Annotated in this window: 18 protein-coding genes, 1 tRNA gene and 1 pseudogene; 16 read left to right on the top strand and 4 right to left on the bottom strand. The window is 70.7% G+C overall.

The genetic code is table 11. The features are described 5' to 3' along the window. Positions 1-189: 189 nt before the first annotated feature. Complete coding sequence (locus DER72_RS09220; protein WP_110069701.1) at positions 190-735, top strand: hypothetical protein; 546 nt, start codon at positions 190-192, stop codon at positions 733-735. Positions 736-823: 88 nt separating this feature from the next. Here DER72_RS09220 and DER72_RS09215 read toward each other — a convergent pair whose 3' ends face one another. Further along, on the bottom strand, positions 824-1,810 hold the full coding sequence (locus tag DER72_RS09215) for a serine/threonine protein kinase (RefSeq protein ID WP_110069700.1): 987 nt from the start codon (positions 1,808-1,810) through the stop codon (positions 824-826). Between the two features lie 48 nt (positions 1,811-1,858). Then, positions 1,859-2,569, bottom strand: coding sequence for a ComF family protein (locus DER72_RS09210; RefSeq protein ID WP_258306260.1), 711 nt, complete (start codon positions 2,567-2,569; stop codon positions 1,859-1,861). A 71-nt stretch (positions 2,570-2,640) separates the two neighbouring features. Between DER72_RS09210 and bioB the strand changes: the two genes are divergently transcribed. The 7 genes from bioB (at position 2,641) to bioA (ending at position 8,768) form a co-directional block, all read left to right on the top strand. After that, positions 2,641-3,759 carry a biotin synthase BioB gene (gene bioB, locus DER72_RS09205; protein ID WP_110069699.1) on the top strand — a complete coding sequence of 373 codons (1,119 nt, stop codon included), beginning with the start codon at positions 2,641-2,643 and terminating at the stop codon, positions 3,757-3,759. Positions 3,760-3,762: 3 nt separating this feature from the next. Beyond that, on the top strand, positions 3,763-4,938 hold the full coding sequence (bioF, locus tag DER72_RS09200) for an 8-amino-7-oxononanoate synthase (protein ID WP_110069698.1): 1,176 nt from the start codon (positions 3,763-3,765) through the stop codon (positions 4,936-4,938). Further along, positions 4,935-5,675: an alpha/beta fold hydrolase gene (locus tag DER72_RS09195; RefSeq protein WP_110069697.1), complete on the top strand. Its 741-nt coding sequence runs from the start codon at positions 4,935-4,937 to the stop codon at positions 5,673-5,675. The genes bioF and DER72_RS09195 overlap by 4 nt, the downstream gene beginning before the upstream one ends. Then, positions 5,672-6,532, top strand: coding sequence for a methyltransferase domain-containing protein (locus DER72_RS09190; RefSeq protein WP_110069696.1), 861 nt, complete (start codon positions 5,672-5,674; stop codon positions 6,530-6,532). Before DER72_RS09195 ends, DER72_RS09190 begins: the two co-directional genes overlap by 4 nt. A 9-nt stretch (positions 6,533-6,541) precedes the next feature. After that, a complete protein-coding gene (bioD, locus tag DER72_RS09185; protein WP_110069695.1) occupies positions 6,542-7,243 on the top strand; it encodes a dethiobiotin synthase in 702 nt (233 codons plus the stop codon). A gap of 44 nt (positions 7,244-7,287) precedes the next feature. Continuing rightward, a tRNA-Leu gene (locus DER72_RS09180) sits at positions 7,288-7,372 on the top strand. Positions 7,373-7,487: 115 nt separating this feature from the next. Continuing rightward, on the top strand, positions 7,488-8,768 hold the full coding sequence (gene bioA, locus DER72_RS09175) for an adenosylmethionine--8-amino-7-oxononanoate transaminase (RefSeq protein WP_110069694.1): 1,281 nt from the start codon (positions 7,488-7,490) through the stop codon (positions 8,766-8,768). A 122-nt stretch (positions 8,769-8,890) separates the two neighbouring features. Here the strand turns inward: bioA and DER72_RS09170 are convergent, their stop codons facing one another. Next, positions 8,891-10,207, bottom strand: a complete 1,317-nt coding sequence (locus tag DER72_RS09170) for a ferric reductase-like transmembrane domain-containing protein (RefSeq protein ID WP_110069693.1) — start codon at positions 10,205-10,207, stop codon at positions 8,891-8,893. A gap of 115 nt (positions 10,208-10,322) precedes the next feature. Between DER72_RS09170 and DER72_RS09165 the strand changes: the two genes are divergently transcribed. The 6 genes from DER72_RS09165 (at position 10,323) to DER72_RS09145 (ending at position 14,194) form a co-directional block, all read left to right on the top strand. Further along, the gene (locus DER72_RS09165; RefSeq protein ID WP_110069692.1) at positions 10,323-11,399 is read left to right on the top strand and encodes an alpha/beta hydrolase; all 1,077 of its coding nucleotides are present in this window, start codon (positions 10,323-10,325) and stop codon (positions 11,397-11,399) included. Between the two features lie 70 nt (positions 11,400-11,469). Beyond that, positions 11,470-11,670, top strand: coding sequence for a hypothetical protein (locus DER72_RS16405; protein WP_258306259.1), 201 nt, complete (start codon positions 11,470-11,472; stop codon positions 11,668-11,670). 272 nt (positions 11,671-11,942) lie between these two features. Continuing rightward, entirely contained in the window at positions 11,943-12,545 is a 603-nt protein-coding gene (locus tag DER72_RS16400; RefSeq protein WP_258306258.1) for a hypothetical protein, read from the top strand. Positions 12,546-12,577: 32 nt separating this feature from the next. Continuing rightward, positions 12,578-12,895 (top strand): helix-turn-helix domain-containing protein, encoded by a 318-nt coding sequence (locus DER72_RS09155; protein WP_110069691.1) that lies wholly within the window; start codon positions 12,578-12,580, stop codon positions 12,893-12,895. Between the two features lie 56 nt (positions 12,896-12,951). Next, positions 12,952-13,359: a hypothetical protein gene (locus DER72_RS09150; RefSeq protein WP_110069690.1), complete on the top strand. Its 408-nt coding sequence runs from the start codon at positions 12,952-12,954 to the stop codon at positions 13,357-13,359. 232 nt (positions 13,360-13,591) lie between these two features. After that, a complete protein-coding gene (locus tag DER72_RS09145) occupies positions 13,592-14,194 on the top strand; it encodes a hypothetical protein (RefSeq protein ID WP_219983251.1) in 603 nt (200 codons plus the stop codon). A gap of 28 nt (positions 14,195-14,222) precedes the next feature. Here the strand turns inward: DER72_RS09145 and DER72_RS09140 are convergent, their stop codons facing one another. Beyond that, a complete protein-coding gene (locus tag DER72_RS09140) occupies positions 14,223-14,582 on the bottom strand; it encodes a hypothetical protein (protein ID WP_110069689.1) in 360 nt (119 codons plus the stop codon). A gap of 195 nt (positions 14,583-14,777) precedes the next feature. Between DER72_RS09140 and DER72_RS09135 the strand changes: the two genes are divergently transcribed. Both DER72_RS09135 and DER72_RS09130 read left to right on the top strand, forming a co-directional pair. Next, positions 14,778-15,365 carry an NAD(P)H-dependent oxidoreductase gene (locus DER72_RS09135; protein ID WP_110069688.1) on the top strand — a complete coding sequence of 196 codons (588 nt, stop codon included), beginning with the start codon at positions 14,778-14,780 and terminating at the stop codon, positions 15,363-15,365. A 572-nt stretch (positions 15,366-15,937) separates the two neighbouring features. Next, positions 15,938-16,046: pseudogene (locus tag DER72_RS09130) on the top strand (IS630 family transposase); the annotation flags it as partial.

Below are 16,046 nucleotides of genomic sequence, written 5' to 3'. Positions count from 1 at the left end.
TACAAGAAACATGGCCTGTACATTATGAATTGACGTGAATCCCGCATTCTAGCGCAAGCCCCCTCGCGGCGCAGGCCCGCCACGTGACAACCTACCGCACCCCTGCCCCGCCCCGCAGCGAATGGGAGGTCCCCCCTGTGCTAGAATCCTGGCTCTCATGCAGTGCACGACTTCTTCCGAGAGCTCGACATGACCAAGACCCCCACCCTTCTGCTGCTGGCCGCCCTCCTGAGCCCCTCTCTGGCGCTGGCCGCGACCTTGGAACTGCCCGCCGACGCGCGACTCGAGGTGCAGGTGATCGATTCCATCACCCTGGATCAGGACGAGCCGCGCCTGGATGACATCCTGCTGCGCCCGGTCGCCAACGATCAGGGCTCCTATGAGCTACCGAGCCACTGCATCATGGTGGGCGATGCCCGGCTCGAGGGCGAGCGGGTGCGCATCACCACCAAGGCCGTGACCTGCATCGCCACCGACGGCGACGACAGCGAGATCTACTCGGGCGAGATGTCGGCCGCCGCCTACGACGCGGACGGCAGCTTCGGCATCGCCGCCTGCGACAGCGGCCGCTGCGCGCTCACCCCGGAGCACGCCTTCGAGCTGCGGCTGGCCAGCGAGCTCGCCATCGAGGAGCAGGAGAACCCGTCCGAGAAGATCAACATCCAGCGCCGCCAGGCCGAGGGCGCCGGGGTCGCCAACCCGATTCCCGCCGAGCGTCCCGACCCGGACCAGTAGCCCGGCAACGCCCCTCGCGACAAGGCGCCCCTCTTCAGGGCGCCTTGCGTTGGGGCAGAGGCGCCTTGCGTCAGGCCACGACCCGATATCAGGCAAGCCAGCGGGGCTCGCGCTCGAGCACCTGGCGCTGCTGCTCCAGGGAGCGGATCTGGCCGTCCCAGTACCCCTCATCGGCCAGCCACGGGAAGGCCGCCGGGAAGGCCGGATCCTCCCAGCGCGCCACCAGCCAGGCGCTGTGGCGCAGCAGGCGCAGGGTGCGCAGCGGCTCCATCAGGGCCAGCTCGCGGCGGTCGAACCCGCGGTGTTCCTCGTACCCCTCCATCACCTCCGAGAGCTGCATGTGCCGCTCCTCGGCATGCTCAGCGGTAATCAGCATCCACAGGTCCTGAACCGCCGGCGCCATCAGGCAGTCGTCGAAATCCACCAGCGCGAAGTGCGCATCGTGACCCAGGATATTGCCGATATGGCAGTCGCCGTGGACGCGAATCGCCCGCTCGGCGGGCCAGGCGTGGTCAGCCAGCCGCTCGTGCAGGGCCGCGGTGACCCGGGCATAGGCCTCTCGCTGGCGGCTGCCGAGCCGGGCGCTGGCCAGCACCCGCTCCCGGGCCTCCAGCACCATCTCATCCAGGTCCATGGCACCGCGATGGACGAAGCGACCGCGTTCGCCCACCGCATGCACGGCACCGATCAGCTCCCCCAGGGCGAACAGGTGCGCCGGATTCTCCAGCTCCGGGGCCTGGCCCGGCAGGCCGGGAAAGAGCGCGAAGCGAAACCCCTCGGCGCGGTGAAGGCTCACGCCCTCGTCGTCGCGCCAGGGCGCGGCCACGGCCACCCCGGCCTCGTCGAGCTCGGCCAGGAAATCGTGCTCCTCCTGGATGCGCGCATCGCTCCAGCGCTCCGGACGGTAGAACTTCACCACCCAGCGCCGCCGCTCGTCGTCATGCACCAGGTAGACGCGGTTCTCGTAGCTGTTGAGGGTGAAGGGCTCGCCAGGCAGCCAGAAGCCCAGCGACTCCACCGCCGCCACCACCCGCGCGGGCGAGAGGCTGGCGAAAGGATGAGGGGAAGTTTCCATAGCGGCAGTCCCGGCAGTAAAACCCGCATGCTAGCAGAGCCGTCCTCTTTACTGGAGCGGCGTTCTCGCCACCGCCCACGCCTCGACCTCGCGGGCACCCGCCGCGCGGCAGGCCGACGCCAGGGCCTCCAGAGTCGCCCCGGTGGTCATCACATCATCCAGCAGCGCCACCCGCGGGGGCAGCGCGGCCTCGATCACGAAGGCGCGGTTCAGGTTGCGGCGGCGCTCCATGCGGTCCAGGCCGCGCTGGCTGGGGGTATCGCGACACCGCCGGGCGCGCACCAGGGGACGCTCGAGCCGACGTGCCAGGCGCCTGGCCAGCCACTCGCCCTGATCGAAGCCGCGTGCCCGGGCGCGGCGGGGGTGCAGCGGCACCGGCACCAGCGCCTGGGGCCAGGCCAGGACCGTCTCCGGCAAGCCGGCCTCGAACAGCGCCAGCAGCACCGCCCCGGCCCGGGGAGAGGCCTCGAACTTGAAGCGCCGCACCAGCCCGGCCACCTCCTGCTCATAGCGCAGCGGCACCCGGCTGCGCACGAAGGCGGGCGGAGAGCGCAGGCAGCGCCCACACGGCCTCTCCTCGGGGCGCCCGGGCAGGGGCTCGGCGCAGCACGGGCAGGCCGGCAGGTTCCAGGGCAGCTCGACGAAGCAGGCCGCACACCAGGGGTGCTCCCGCTCGGCCTCGCCCAGGCAGAAGGCGCAGCGGCCCGGCAGGTGGCGACGCAGCCGCCTGTCAACCTCGACACCCAACCGGGTTGACAACAGGCGCCACTGGGATAGGCTTTCCGTCAACTTACTCACCACTCCCAAGTTTACCATAAGCGAGCCCCCTCATGTTCGATACCCGCGATGCGATCGCGACCGCCGACTCCTTGACCCTAGCCCCCACGGCCCGGCCGCGCCACGACTGGACCCTCGACGAGATCGAGGCGCTCTTCGCCCTGCCCTTCAACGACCTGCTGTTCCACGCCCAGCGGGTGCATCGCGCCCACTTCGACCCCAACGCCGTGCAGGTCTCCACCCTGCTCTCCATCAAGACCGGTGCCTGCCCGGAGGACTGCAAGTACTGCCCGCAGTCGGGCCACTACAACACCGGGCTTTCCAGGGAGAAGCTGCTGGAGATCGAGAAGGTGGTCGAGCAGGCTGAGGCGGCGAAGGCGGCCGGCGCCAGCCGCTTCTGCATGGGCGCGGCCTGGAAGAGCCCGCGGGAGAAGGACCTCGAGGCGGTGCTGGAGATGGTGCGCCGGGTCAAGGCGCTGGGGCTCGAGACCTGCATGACCCTGGGCATGGTGGACGGCGACCAGGCCGGGCGCCTGGCCGAGGCGGGGCTCGACTACTACAACCACAACCTCGACACCTCGCCGGACTACTACGGCGAGATCATCACCACCCGCACCTACGCCGACCGCCTGGAGACCCTCGGCCACGTGCGCGACGCCGGCATGAAGGTGTGCTCCGGCGGGATCCTGGGCATGGGCGAGGCCCCCCGGGACCGCGCCGCCCTGCTCCAGCAGCTGGTGCGACTCGAGCCGCACCCCGAGTCGGTGCCCATCAATATGCTGGTCAAGGTGCCGGGCACCCCGCTCGAGCACGTGGAGGACCTGGACCCCATCGAGTTCATCCGCGCCATCGCCGTGGCCCGCATCCTGATGCCGACGAGCCACGTGCGCCTCTCCGCCGGCCGCGAGCAGATGGACGATGCCACCCAGGCGCTGGCCTTCTTGGCCGGCGCCAACTCCATCTTCTATGGCGAGCGGCTGCTGACCACCGCCAACCCCCAGGCCCAGCGCGACCGGGCGCTGTTCGCCCGGCTCGGCCTGCACCCCGAAAGCCGTCAGACCTGCGCCGACGACGCCCGGATGGAGGCGGGCGTCGAGGCCGCACTGGCCCGTCAGAGGGCAGCAGGGGCCGCCGCCCGGGCCAGCGAACTCGCCTACGACGCCGGCGCCTGAGCCATGGCCACCCGCGACTGGCCAAGCCGTCTCGCCGAACGCGGCGAGGCGCACCGGGCACGCGGCCTGTGGCGCCACCGCCGCACCGTGGCTTCCCAAGCCCCACGCCTCGACTTCGCCGGCAACGACTACCTGGGGCTGGCCGGCGATCCTCGCCTCACTGAGGCGATGGCCCAGGCCGCCCGCCGCCACGGTGCCGGTGGGCGCGCCTCGCACCTGGTCAGCGGCCACCTGGCGGTCCACGAGGCCCTCGAGTGCCGCTTGGCCGAACTTACCGGCCGGCCCCGCGCCCTGCTCTTCTCCACCGGCTACATGGCCAACCTGGGCACCCTCCAGGCGCTCTGCGATGGCGAGACCCGGGTGTTCCAGGATCGCCTCAACCACGCCTCGCTGCTCGACGGCGCGACCCTGGCCGGCGCCCCCTCGCGGCGCTTCCACCATGGCGACCTGACCGATCTCGCGCGGCTGCTCGAGCGCGCCCCCGCCGAGGCGCCGAAGCTGGTGGTCAGCGACGGGGTCTTCAGCATGGATGGAGACGTGGCCGACATCGCCGGCCTCGCCGCGCTGGCGCGTCGCCGCGGGGCCTGGCTGATGATCGATGACGCCCATGGCCTCGGCGTGCTCGGCGAGCACGGCGACGGCTGCGTGGGGCGTGCCCACGGCGTGGAGGACGTGCCGATCCTGGTCGGCACCCTGGGCAAGGCGCTGGGCAGCGGCGGTGCCTTCGTGGCGGGCAGCCAGGCGCTGATCGACCACCTGACCCAGTTCGCCCGCCCCTATGTCTACACCACCGCCCAGCCGCCCGGCGTCGCCGCGGCGACCCTCGCAGCCCTGGAGATCCTGGCCGAGGAGCCCGAGCGGCGCGCCCGCCTGGCCCGCCTGATCGGGCGCTTTCGCGCCGAGGCCGCAGGCCTAGGGCTGCCGCTGGCGCAGAGCCACACGCCCATCCAGCCGCTGGTGCTCGGCGAAAGCCGCCGCGTGATGGCCTGGGCCGAGCGGCTGGCCGAGCGGGGGCTTCTGGTCGGCGCCATCCGCGCGCCCACCGTTCCCCGGGGCCAGGCGCGGCTGCGCATCACGCTCTCCGCGGCCCATTCGGATACCGACCTGGAGGCGCTGCTCGAGGGGCTGGCCGCCTGCCGGGCCCACGAGCGTTCCAGCACGGCGGAGGCGACCCCATGACGCGGCTGGTGCTGCTCTCCGGCTGGGGCTGCGACGCGCGGATCTGGCAGCCGCTGGCCGAGCACTGGCCCGACGGCGTCAGCGTCGTCGCGCCGGACTGGCCCGGCTACGGGGGCCGTGCCCCGCTGGCGGCCCCAGACTGCCTGGACGCCCTGGCCGACGCCATGGCGGCGGCGCTGCCCGCCGACGCCATCTGGGTCGGCTGGTCCCTGGGCGGCCTGCTGGCCGGCGCCCTGCTCGCCCGGCTGCCGGCACCCCGTGGGCTGATCCTGCTCGGCATGGGCGCACGCTTCTGCGACCCCGCGGGCGTGACCCACACGGAGCTCACCGCCTTCCGCCGCGCCTTCGCCCGGGACCCGCAGGCCACCCTGGCCCACTTCCAGCGCTGGCAGCTCGGCGGCGAACCCAGCCCCCGAGACGCCCATCGGCGGCTGCGTACCCTGCTGGACGGCGGCCCCCCGGCCGATCCCGCCACCCTGGCCGCGGGCCTGGCCTGGCTGGAGACCCTGGAGCTCTCCTCCTCCCTGGCCGATGCCGGCTGCCCGGTGATTCGCCTGGTCGGCACCAATGACCCGCTGCAGGCGCCGGCCGCCATCGCCCGCGCCGATCATCGGCTCGAGCAGGCCGGCCACTGCCCGATGCTCTCCCGGCCCGCCGCCCTGGCCGAGGCCCTGGCAACGCTTGCCGCTGCATCTCATCGCGCGCCGGCGGCCCTCACCGAGGTGGCCTGCCCATGAGCGCATCCCCCGCCACGCACCACCCGGGCGATTCGTCCCCCTCGCCCCCCTCGCCCCCCTCACCACAATGGGGGCGCCGAGTCGCCCACGCCTTTTCTCGGGCCGCCGGCGACTATGCGCGTCTGGCCGCAGCCCAGCTCGCCATGGGCGAGGTGCTCTGGGAGCGCCTGCCCCCACCCGCGCCCGTCACGCCCCTTGGCACGCCCTGGCGGGTGCTGGACCTCGGCTGCGGCCCGGGGCACTGGAGCGAGCGCCTGGCCGAACGCTTCGGCGACGACGCCACGGTCATCGGCCTCGACCTGGCCCCGGGCATGCTGGCCGCGGCCCGACACGACCATGGCAGCGACCCGCGCCTGCGCTGGGTATGCGCCGACGCTGCCGCCCTGCCCCTGGCGGACGGCAGCCTGGACCTCGTGTTCTCCAACCTGGCCATCCAGTGGTGCCCGGACCTCTCCCGGGTACTGAGCGAGCTGCACCGGGTGCTGCGCCCGGGCGGGCGCGCGCTGATCAACACCCTCGCCCCCGGCACCCTGGCGGAGGTCGGCCATGCCTGGTCGCGGCCCGGCGCCCCCGCTGCCCTGCTGCCGCTGCTCGGCCGCGAGCAGCACCTGGCCGCAGCGCGCCTGGCCGGCTTTCGCCGCGTCAGCGTCGAGCGGCAGACCCGGCGCTTCCACTACCCCGACCTGGCCGCGGTGATGGCCTCCATCAAGGGAGTGGGCGCCCAGACCGCGCGCCCCGGCGCCCGGCTGACCCGCGCCGACCTGGCCCGGGCCCGGCGTCGCTTCGACGCCATGCGCGAGCCCGAGGGACTGCCGGTCAGCTACCGGCTGCTCACCCTCGACCTGACCCGAGACTGAGGAGACGCGATGCCCGCCTACTTTGTCACCGGCACCGACACCGACGCCGGCAAGACCCTGGCCAGCGCCGGCCTGCTGGCCCGCGCACGCCGCGAGGGCCTCACCACCCTGGGTCTAAAGCCCATCGCCTCGGGCAGCGAGGCCACACCGGACGGCCTGCGCAACGCCGATGCCCTGGCCCTGCAGGCCGAGAGCGTACCGGCAGTGGACTACACGACGATCAACCCCTACGCCTTCGCCCCCGCCATCGCGCCCCACCTGGCGGCCCGGCGCGCCGGGGTCGAGGTGCGCCTGGCCGACCTCACCGGCTGGCTGCGCCCGCTGCTGGCCCTCAAGCGCGACCTGACCCTGGTGGAGGGCGCCGGCGGCTGGCGGGTGCCGCTCAACGACGACGAGGACCTCGCCGAGCTCGCCCTCGCGATGGAGCTCCCGGTGATCCTGGTGGTGGGCCTGCGCCTGGGCTGCCTCAGCCACGCCCGCCTCACCGCCGAGGCCATCAAGGCCTCCGGCCTGCGCCTGGCCGGCTGGATCGGCAGCCAGGTGGATCCTGCCTTCGCCACGGACGACGCCCTCTACCGCGACAACCTGGCCACCCTGGCGCGCACTCTGCCCGCCCCCTGCCTCGGCGTGATCCCGCGACTGGCGGCCGACGCGGCCCCTGCCATGGCCGCGGCCGCCGCCGATCACCTGGAACTTCCCGATGCTCATTGACTTGCGAGGGGGCGTCCGTAGAATATGCTCGCCTGCATCACCGTGCGGATGTGGTGGAATTGGTAGACACGCCAGATTTAGGTTCTGGTGCCTTCGGGCGTGGGAGTTCAAGTCTCCCCATCCGCACCATCGTGGTTTCTCGCTGTTCCCTCCGCTATCGACGATCCTCCTCCGTCATCTCTTCCGGGATGCGCGGCGCCTTCGCGTGTCCGTCCGTTACCCCCACGTCCTGCTGGAGCCCTGAATGACCTCGAGCGACCGCTCTCCCGTCTGGCACCCCTATGCCCACCTCAAGACCCAGCGGCAGGCGCCGAAGGTCATCGGCGGCGAGGGGCCGCGCTTCACCCTGGAGGGCGGCGAGACGCTGCTCGACGCCACCTGCTCCTGGTGGTGCATGATCCACGGCTACCGCCACCCGCGCCTGGTGAGCGCCATCCAGCGGCAGGCCGACGCGCTCTGCCACGTGATGCTGGGCGGCCTGACCCACGAGCCGGCCGACCGCCTGGCCCGGGAGCTGGTGCGGGTCACCCCGGAGGGGCTCAACCACGTCTTCTATTCCGACAGCGGCTCCGTCGGCATGGAGGTGGCCATGAAGATGGCGGTGCAGTACCACCAGCTGCGGGGCCGCCCCGGCAAGCATCGCCTGCTCTCGCTGATGAAGGCCTACCACGGCGACACTGCCGGCTGCATGGCCGTCTGCGACCCCGAGGAGGGCATGCACTCGCTCTTCTCGGGCTACCTGCCCCGCCACCACTTCGCCCCGGCCCCCACCGCCCCCTTCGACGCCGCGCCCGAGGCGGTGGCGGCGGACCTCGCCGCCCTGCGCGCGGTGCTGGAGCGCCACCACGGCGAGATCGCCGCCCTGCTGATGGAACCGCTGCTGCAGGCCGCCGGGGGGCTCAACATGACCTCGCCCCACTACCTGGTCGGGGCCCGGGCGCTGTGCGATGAGTTCGACGTGCTGCTGGTGTTCGACGAGGTGGCCACCGGCTTCGGCCGCACCGGGCGGCTGTTCGCCGCCGACCACGCCGGGGTGACGCCGGACATCATGGTGCTCTCCAAGGGACTCACCGGGGGGTATCTCGGCCACGCGGCGACGCTTGCCACGGACCGGGTGCATGAGGCCTTCATCGGTGACTCGCCGATGCACGCCTTTATGCACGGGCCGACCTTTATGGGCAATCCGCTGGCCTGCGCCGTGGCGCTGGAAAGCCTGGCCGTGTTCGAGGAGGAGGCGTACCTGGGCCGGATCGCCGGGCTCAACCGGGTGCTGGAGGAGGAGCTGGTAAGGGACGAGGCGTTGGCCGCCCACCCCGCGGTGGTCGAGGTGCGCACCCTGGGCGCCACCGCGGTGATCGAGACCCGCGCCGCCGCAGACCTCGCCGGCGTGGCCGACTGGGCCCGCGAGCAGGGGGTCTGGCTGCGCCCCATCGGCCGCTGGCTTTACACCATGCCCGCCTACGTCACCTCCCCGGACGACATGCGCCGCATCACCGCGGTGATGAAGGGGTGGTTTTGGCGCTGAGGCCAGGTGCGGAGGTCGCCCTCAGCCGCGCAGCAGGGCGGCGAGCAGCGCCGCGATGACCAGCAGCACGGCGATCAGGGTGGCGGCATGGCGGGCGTAGCGATGCAACATGGTCTCTCTCCTTACACCATGTCGAAGCGGTCGGAGTGCAGGCGGGTCGGGGCGACCCCCAGTTCGATCAGCGCCCCCTCGGCGGCATCCATCAGCGGGTCCGGGCCGCAGATGAAGTAGTCGCGCCGGCCGTCGTCGGCGGGCAGGCAGCGCGAGAGCAGCTCGCGGTCGACCTTGCCACGCTCGCCCTGCCAGCCTTCCGGCGGCTCGTCGAGCACGTGGATCACCTCGAGGTCGAGGCGCTCGGCCAGGGCATCGAGCTCCTCGCGGAAGGTGGCCTCCTCCCAGGTCGGATTGGCATAGATCAGCCACAGCGGCAGGCGCTCGCCGCGGTCGGCGAAGGTGCGCAGGATGCTCATCACAGGCGTGACACCGATGCCCCCGGCGATCAGCACGGCGCCGGACGGGTTGTCGGCGTCCGGCAGGAAGGCGCCGTAGGGCCCCTCGACGAAGGCCCGGGTGCCGGCGGGTACCTCGGGCAGGGTCGTGGTGAAGTCCCCCAGCCGCTTGATGGTAAAGGCCAGCCGCTCGGGCCGCGCCGCCGAGGAGGCGATGGAGAAGGGATGCTGCTGAAGCCGGAAGGGCGTGTCGCCCAGGGTGATCCAGGCAAACTGCCCGGGGGCGAAGGCGAGCCGATGCTCACCCACCGGCGCCAGCACCAGGGTGGTGGCGTCGCCGCGCGCCGGCGACGCCTCGACCACCTGCCAGGGGCGGCGGCGCAGCCGCCAGGGCCTCAGCAGGCGGCTCTGGGCCACCAGCAGCAGTGACGCGCCCACCAGCCCGACCAGCAGCCATCCGGGCAGCCCCCGGGTGACATGCCCCACCATGAGCGCATGGCCGAAGCCGCCGCCCACCACCGCCACCGCGAGCAGGCCATGCAGGGCCCGCCAGCGCTCGTAGGAGAGCCCGCAGGCCTGGCGCCACAGCGAGGTGACCACCAGCAGCAGGGTGGCGAGCAGCAGCCCGATCAGGGCCAGGGCGCGCAGGGTGTCGTCGCGAGGGTCCAGGTAGTCGAGCCAGGCCGGCCGCGAGGCCAGCATGACCAGCGGATGGGCCACCACCAGAAGCAGCGCGAAGAGCCCCATTCGGCGGTGGAACTGCAGCAGGTTGTCGAAGCCCAGCGCCTCGCCGAACCAGCGGTGGCGGCCCGAGACCAGCGCCTGCAGCGCCATCACCGCAAGGGCCAGCAGCCCGAGCAGGGTGCCGAGCGCCACCCCGAAGCCGCGCCCCTCTGCCGGGGAAAGAGCCACCACCGCGGCCACCGGCAGCAGCGCCAGCACGAGATAGATGCCCCCCCACCCCAGGGCACGCCGCATCACGTTGCTCATCGTCTCCTCCCTGACCAGCTCATTCCTTCGCCCCCTAGGGTAGGCGAGTGACCGAAGGGGTGAAACCCGGCGCCGCCCCGGGGGTATGATCAAGGGACTCGGACCGGAGAGCCCCATGCCCGCACGCCCGCGCCTCGCGCTGAGCCTTTTTCTACCCCTTTCTCTGCGCCCGGCCCTGCGGCGAGTCCTGCTCGTGCTCGGCGCCCTGCTGCTGAGCGGCTGCGGCCAGGCGATGCTCCAGCAGCCCGGGCCCGGCCCGGATACCGTGCGCCTGGAGCCCGACTGGGCGATCGCCGAGGACGGCTACCGCCTGCCGCTGCGGCACTGGCCCGCCGAGGGCGAGCCTTCCCGGGAGCCCCGCGCCCTGGTGCTGGCCGTCCACGGCTTCAACGACCACGGCGGCAGCTTCGACGTCATGGCCGAGGCGCTCGCTCCCCACGGCATCGCCACCTACGCCTTCGATCAGCGCGGCTTCGGCCTCACCGCTCAGCGGCGGATCTGGCCCGGTCACCGGCGGCTGGTGGCCGATGTACACCACCTGGTCACGCTGCTGCAGGCGCGCCACCCCGACACGCCCCTCTACCTGGTGGGCAAGAGCATGGGCGCCGCGGTGGTGCTGCTGACCCTGGCGGACGACCCGCCGCCGGTGGCCGGCAGCGTGCTGATCGCCCCGGCGGTGTGGGGGCTCGAGGCCATGCCCTGGTACCAGCGCGCCAGCCTGTGGCTCGGCGTGCGGCTCATCCCCTCGGTCAGCTTCTCGGCCAGCAGCGTGCGCCGACTCGGCATCGAGCCCACCGACGACCCCGAGATCATGGCGCGCCTGGCCCGCGACCCGCTGATCCTGCGCAGCGCCCGGGTCGACACTCTGCATGGCGTCAGCGAGACCATGAGCCTGGCCCTGAACGCCGCCGAGCGGCTGCCGGGGCCCGCCCTGATCCTCTACGGCGATGCGGACGAGGTGATTCCCGCCGAGGCCGCCTGCGCCCTGCTCGAGCGCCTGCCCGCACAGGACACCGACGCCCCCGAGTGGCGCCTGGCGCTCTATCCGGAGGGCTACCACATGCTGACCCGCTACACCCGGCGCGAGCGCACCGAGGCCGACCTGGCCACCTGGCTGCTCGACCCCGCGGCGGCGCTGCCCTCCGGCCACGAGGTGAGCCAGGCCGAGGCCCGCGACGCCCTCTGCCGCTAGCGCCCACGGTTCGCGACTTCAACGGGGTTCATGGATAGACTGCTATCAGGAACTGAGGGGGAGCCCACGGATGAGAAAGGTCCTGATCGCGCTGGCGGCCTGCGCCGCCCTGGGCGCCCACGCCGACACCGCCCCGGCCCCCATGGGCGGTTGGCTCGACGATGAGCTCGGCGCCGTCGAGATGCCGGAAGGCGGCCACGGCGAGCCCGAGGCCGAGGACCTCCCGGAGGACGACAGCGACCTGCCCCCCCCTGGGCCAACGAACGGATAGAGCCGCTGCACGACAACGTCTCCCGCTGGGTCGAGACCACCTCGCGGCGCATCGACGGCTTCTTCGGCACCACCGACGCCCTGAGCATCGAGAACGACTCCTACCTCAGGATCAGCCAGGGCTGGCGCTGGAAGGAGGGGGAATCCTTCCAGCAGGACATCGGCGCCCGCTTCCGCCTCGACCTGCCCACCACCGAGGAGCGCCTGCGGCTGGTCATCGAGAGCGAGCCGGAGGAGACCCAGGGCACCCTGGCCGAGCAGGACAACCAGCTGGTGGATGACCGCATCAGCGGCGTGGAGAGCCTGCGCATCGGCCTGAACCGCCTGGGACGCCGCGACAAGAGCGAGCAGTGGAACACCCAGGTCGGCGCCGGCATTCGCGTGCGGCTGCCGCTGGACCCCTACGCCCGGGTGATCACCCAGCGCCTCTGGACCCTCAACGACGGGCCCTGGCAGCTGGAGAGCGACAACCGCCTCTCCTGGTTCAACAAGGACGGCTACTCCGCCCGCACCCGCTGGGACATCGGCCGCCCCGTGGACGAGAACCGCCACCTGCGCTTCATCACCAACGTGCAGTGGCGCGAGGTGGTCGATACCCTGGAGTTCAGCGAGGCGGTGGAGCTCAACCGCCGCATCGACCGCCGCCGGGCGATCCGCTACAGCGCCGTGGCGCTGGGCGAGAGCGGCTCGAGCCCGCGCATCGAGGACACCTACCTGCAGACCCGCTACCGCCGCGACCTGCACCGCGGCATCCTGTTCCTGGACGTGGCCCCCGCCCTGCACTTCCCCCGCGAGGCGGACCGCGAACCGCGCTGGGCGCTGGACCTGCGCCTGGAGATGTACTTCCGCCGCGAGTTCGACCGCGTACGAATGTGACCCGAGATACCACCCCCAAGACGCGAGGCCCCATGACACTCAGCAAGACCCGATCCAGCTTCTACCGCCGCCTCTACGTGGCCTACCTGGTGTCCCGGGGGATCGCCAGCATCCCGGCGGTGACGGCCGCCACCGGCATGCCGCGGCGCACCGCCCAGGACACCCTCTCCGCCCTGGGCGAGCTGGATATCGTCTGCGAGTTCAAGCACGAGGACGGGGCACGCCACAACATCGGCGCCTACGTGATTCGCGACTGGGGGCCCATCGACCCGAACTGGGTCGCCGCCCATGCCGAGGCGCTGCGTCAGGCGCTGGGCTACCCGCCGCTGGACCCGGCATTGACCCAATGATGAAAATGCATCACAGTTGATAGACATTCTCACTTGAATCGCATCACGGGCACCCCATGAGCACAGAACGCCCCAAGGCGTACTACACCGCCGTCTTCCTGCGGGGCTCCTTCCGCGCCATCAAGCAGTCCATGGCCGGCAAGGCCGACGATGGCCTGCCCTGCTGGCTCGACACCCGGATGCTCGGCATGCTCTGCCGCGAACTCAAGGCCTGCAGCGAGGAGCCGACGCTGCCCGCCGAGGCCCACGCGGCCCTCGAGAGCGCCCGGGAGGCCTGCGACCAGCTCCTCTCGCGCTGCCCCGGCGGCCTCGACAGCACCCTCTGCCACCGCCACCTGGACGCCATCCTCAAGGCCCTTCAGCGGGCCATCGACGCCCTGGCCAAGGCGCCGGTGCCCGCCGCCCCCTCTCGCTGGCAGAGCGCCACCCGCTACCTGCTCCACGGCTGGAAACGCCATTCGTGACGCCTCTTGTGAAAGCCACCGAGGCCGCGGCACCGTGATGCGGACCTAGGCCGATCAGCCCACATAGCCCGCCCGGCTGATGCCGGGTACCCTAGCGTAACCACCCGCTGCCTCCCTCCCCCGCCGGCTATGATCAAGGTGACCCACCCCATTTCTCTCGGCCCCTCGCCGCCCGGCGCAGGGGCCGAGGTCGTGACTTCCCGCGCCACGACATGACCCGGAGGAGACCCCGATGCGTAATATCCTGTGGAGTGGCATCGTCGTGCTGGGCTTCGCAGCCGCAGGCCTGCCTGCCGCCAGCGGCCAGGCCGATGACGTTGCCGAGACGATAGAGGCGATCCGTGCGGCGGTGGAACGCTTCACGGACGTGAACGTGGCGCTGGCCGAGGGCTACATCCCCGATCCCTCCGGCGAGTGCGTAAAGGCCGGCGAGCACGGCCTGCCGCCGGAACTCGGACACATGGGCATCCACTACATGCGCCCCGACCTGCTCGGCATCACCGCCACCGAACCGCGGGTGGACGGCACCGGCACCCATACCGACTTCATGGAGCCCGCCATCCTGCTCTACGAACCCCAGGCGGACGGCTCCATGGTGCTGGTGGGCGTCGAGAACCTGGTGTTCGCCCGGGCCTGGCAGGAGGCCGGCCACAGCGAGCCGCCGAGCTTCCTGGGCCGCACCTGGGACTACATGGCCGATGACCCGGCCATCCCCGGCGACCAGGCCCACGGCTTCGAGCCCCACTATGACCAGCACGTCTGGTTCCGTAACAACCCCAGCGGCAACCTCGAGCCCTTCAACCCGGCGGTCAGCTGCGACCTGCGCAGCGCCTGAGCCCACAGGGGAGGCACCGCCTCCCCTGTTACCTTCCCACCAGGAGCCGATAGCCCAGCGCCTCGAGGCGACGCTGCTGTGGTGCCGCCAGCGCCACGCCGGGCCCGTCGCTATCCTCCGGAAGCCCCGCCAGCACCGCCACGCCGGCCTCGTCATCGCCGTGCAGCAGGCGCTCGTCGCAGCGCCCGCAGCGCCAGGCCTCGCCACCGCGGTCCTCCAGCGAGAGCGTGAGCTCCTCGGCCCCCTGGCCGATCTGGATGGCCGTGAGCGGCCAGAAGGCCACCGCCTCGCCCTCGGCGTCTTCGCCGAGAGCCAGGGGGGCGCCGCATACCAGCAGCGATAGCGCACCGCAGCCGCAGGCGATTTGCCCGTAGGGTCCGTTGCTCATGGCGTACTCCTGATAGGAAAGGGTCGGTCCCAGTGTGGCATCCGGGAACGTCCCTGCCGACCCTGGACTGGCCATCGGGCCACAGCCACCTACTGGATGCCAGCGGCCAGCGCCTTGCACGAGATGACGGACGGGTTCGCCGATGGGGGCTAGGCTATATGGCAGCCCAACTCTCTCCCCACAAGATCACCCACCATGAGCCAGCGAATCCTGATCCTGCAGGGCCACCCGGACGCCAGCGAACCACACCTCTGCCATGCGCTGGCCGATCACTATCGCCAGGGGGCAGAGGCCCAGGGCCACGAGGTGTGCGTGATCGAGCTCGCGGCCCTCGACGTTCCGCTGCTGCGCAGCCAGAAGGCATGGAAAACGGACCCGCTGCCCGACGCGCTGGCAGACGCACAGGTGTCCATCGCCTGGTGCCAGCACCTGGTACTGTGCTTCCCGCTCTGGCTTGGCGACATGCCGGCGCTGGTGAAGGCGTTTCTGGAGCAGGTGCTGCGCCCCGGCTTCGCCTTCGAGTACGTGGAGGGCAATCCCCTCGGCAGGAAGGGGCTGACCGGCCGCTCGGCGAGGGTCGTGGTCACCATGGGCATGCCGGCGATGATCTACCGGCACCTCTACCGGGCCCACAGCATCAAGTCGCTGGAACGCAACATCCTCGGTTTCGTCGGCTTCTCTCCGGTGAATGAGACTCTGATCGGCAGCGTGGAAACCATGAGCGAGAAACAGCGAAACGCGTGGTTCCGCAAGCTGCATGAGTTCGGGGCCAATGCCAGGTGAGTACCGGGAGTTGATAATCCGGCTTCGCCAACACGGCGAGGCCGTTCCAGGATGGCTATGTCAGGTTTCGGCCAGGAGCGGACGTTCAGCGGGAGCTGATATAGCACCGCAATAAAAGGCTGTCGATGCAACGCGCAGGCAGTCCGGTGGAAGCCGCGCGTCTTTCGCAGCCATGACGAATTTTATGGCTTGGTTAGGCTGCTTCATTCAGTGAGTTCCTAAACTTTTTGAGCAAAAGCAACATGACAATTGCACTCATAAAGAAACCCACGCGCAAAGTCTTAGAAATATGAAAGAGCATAAAGACAATAGAGACACAGAACATCAAAACTGAAAGCTGAGTCAGTCTCTTAACCCACTTTCCTGACAATGCCGGCTCCATTTCTTTATCATGCCGCCGCTCTTCCAAAAACATGACGTGAACAAGCGTAAATGCCGTAAAGATTGGCAAACAAGTACCAAGACCAATTGATGATAGAAAAAGAGACATTGAAGATCCAATTGACTGATTAAGTGCCTAACCGAAAGTTTTCGTGCATAATGTATGTAGGATAACTGACACGGACGGAACCATGGCAAGGCGCTTCGTTGCACCTCTCACTGAGTCTGAGCAGCAGACGCTGTCCTCCGCCTATCACCATGGTGAGAAGCGCGCCCTACGTCGACGTGCGCATGCCATCT

It is taken from the genome of Halomonas sp. A11-A, assembly GCF_003182195.1.
Classification (GTDB): Bacteria; Pseudomonadota; Gammaproteobacteria; order Pseudomonadales; family Halomonadaceae; genus Halomonas; species Halomonas alkalicola.
Note: the sequence above shows the minus strand (reverse complement) of the source record. Positions and strands in the feature narration are given on the sequence as shown.

Coding starts and splice junctions, on each gene's coding strand:
- DER72_RS09150 (WP_110069690.1), top strand. CDS start 12,952: ATGAGCACAGAACGCCCCAAGGCGTACTACACCGCCGTCTTCCTGCGG.
- DER72_RS09135 (WP_110069688.1), top strand. CDS start 14,778: ATGAGCCAGCGAATCCTGATCCTGCAGGGCCACCCGGACGCCAGCGAA.
- DER72_RS09215 (WP_110069700.1), bottom strand. CDS start 1,810: ATGGAAACTTCCCCTCATCCTTTCGCCAGCCTCTCGCCCGCGCGGGTG.
- DER72_RS09170 (WP_110069693.1), bottom strand. CDS start 10,207: ATGAGCAACGTGATGCGGCGTGCCCTGGGGTGGGGGGGCATCTATCTC.
- DER72_RS09155 (WP_110069691.1), top strand. CDS start 12,578: ATGACACTCAGCAAGACCCGATCCAGCTTCTACCGCCGCCTCTACGTG.
- DER72_RS09145 (WP_219983251.1), top strand. CDS start 13,592: ATGCGTAATATCCTGTGGAGTGGCATCGTCGTGCTGGGCTTCGCAGCC.
- DER72_RS09190 (WP_110069696.1), top strand. CDS start 5,672: ATGAGCGCATCCCCCGCCACGCACCACCCGGGCGATTCGTCCCCCTCG.
- bioB (WP_110069699.1), top strand. CDS start 2,641: ATGTTCGATACCCGCGATGCGATCGCGACCGCCGACTCCTTGACCCTA.
- bioD (WP_110069695.1), top strand. CDS start 6,542: ATGCCCGCCTACTTTGTCACCGGCACCGACACCGACGCCGGCAAGACC.
- bioA (WP_110069694.1), top strand. CDS start 7,488: ATGACCTCGAGCGACCGCTCTCCCGTCTGGCACCCCTATGCCCACCTC.
- DER72_RS09140 (WP_110069689.1), bottom strand. CDS start 14,582: ATGAGCAACGGACCCTACGGGCAAATCGCCTGCGGCTGCGGTGCGCTA.
- DER72_RS16405 (WP_258306259.1), top strand. CDS start 11,470: ATGAGAAAGGTCCTGATCGCGCTGGCGGCCTGCGCCGCCCTGGGCGCC.
- DER72_RS09165 (WP_110069692.1), top strand. CDS start 10,323: ATGCCCGCACGCCCGCGCCTCGCGCTGAGCCTTTTTCTACCCCTTTCT.
- DER72_RS09220 (WP_110069701.1), top strand. CDS start 190: ATGACCAAGACCCCCACCCTTCTGCTGCTGGCCGCCCTCCTGAGCCCC.
- bioF (WP_110069698.1), top strand. CDS start 3,763: ATGGCCACCCGCGACTGGCCAAGCCGTCTCGCCGAACGCGGCGAGGCG.
- DER72_RS09195 (WP_110069697.1), top strand. CDS start 4,935: ATGACGCGGCTGGTGCTGCTCTCCGGCTGGGGCTGCGACGCGCGGATC.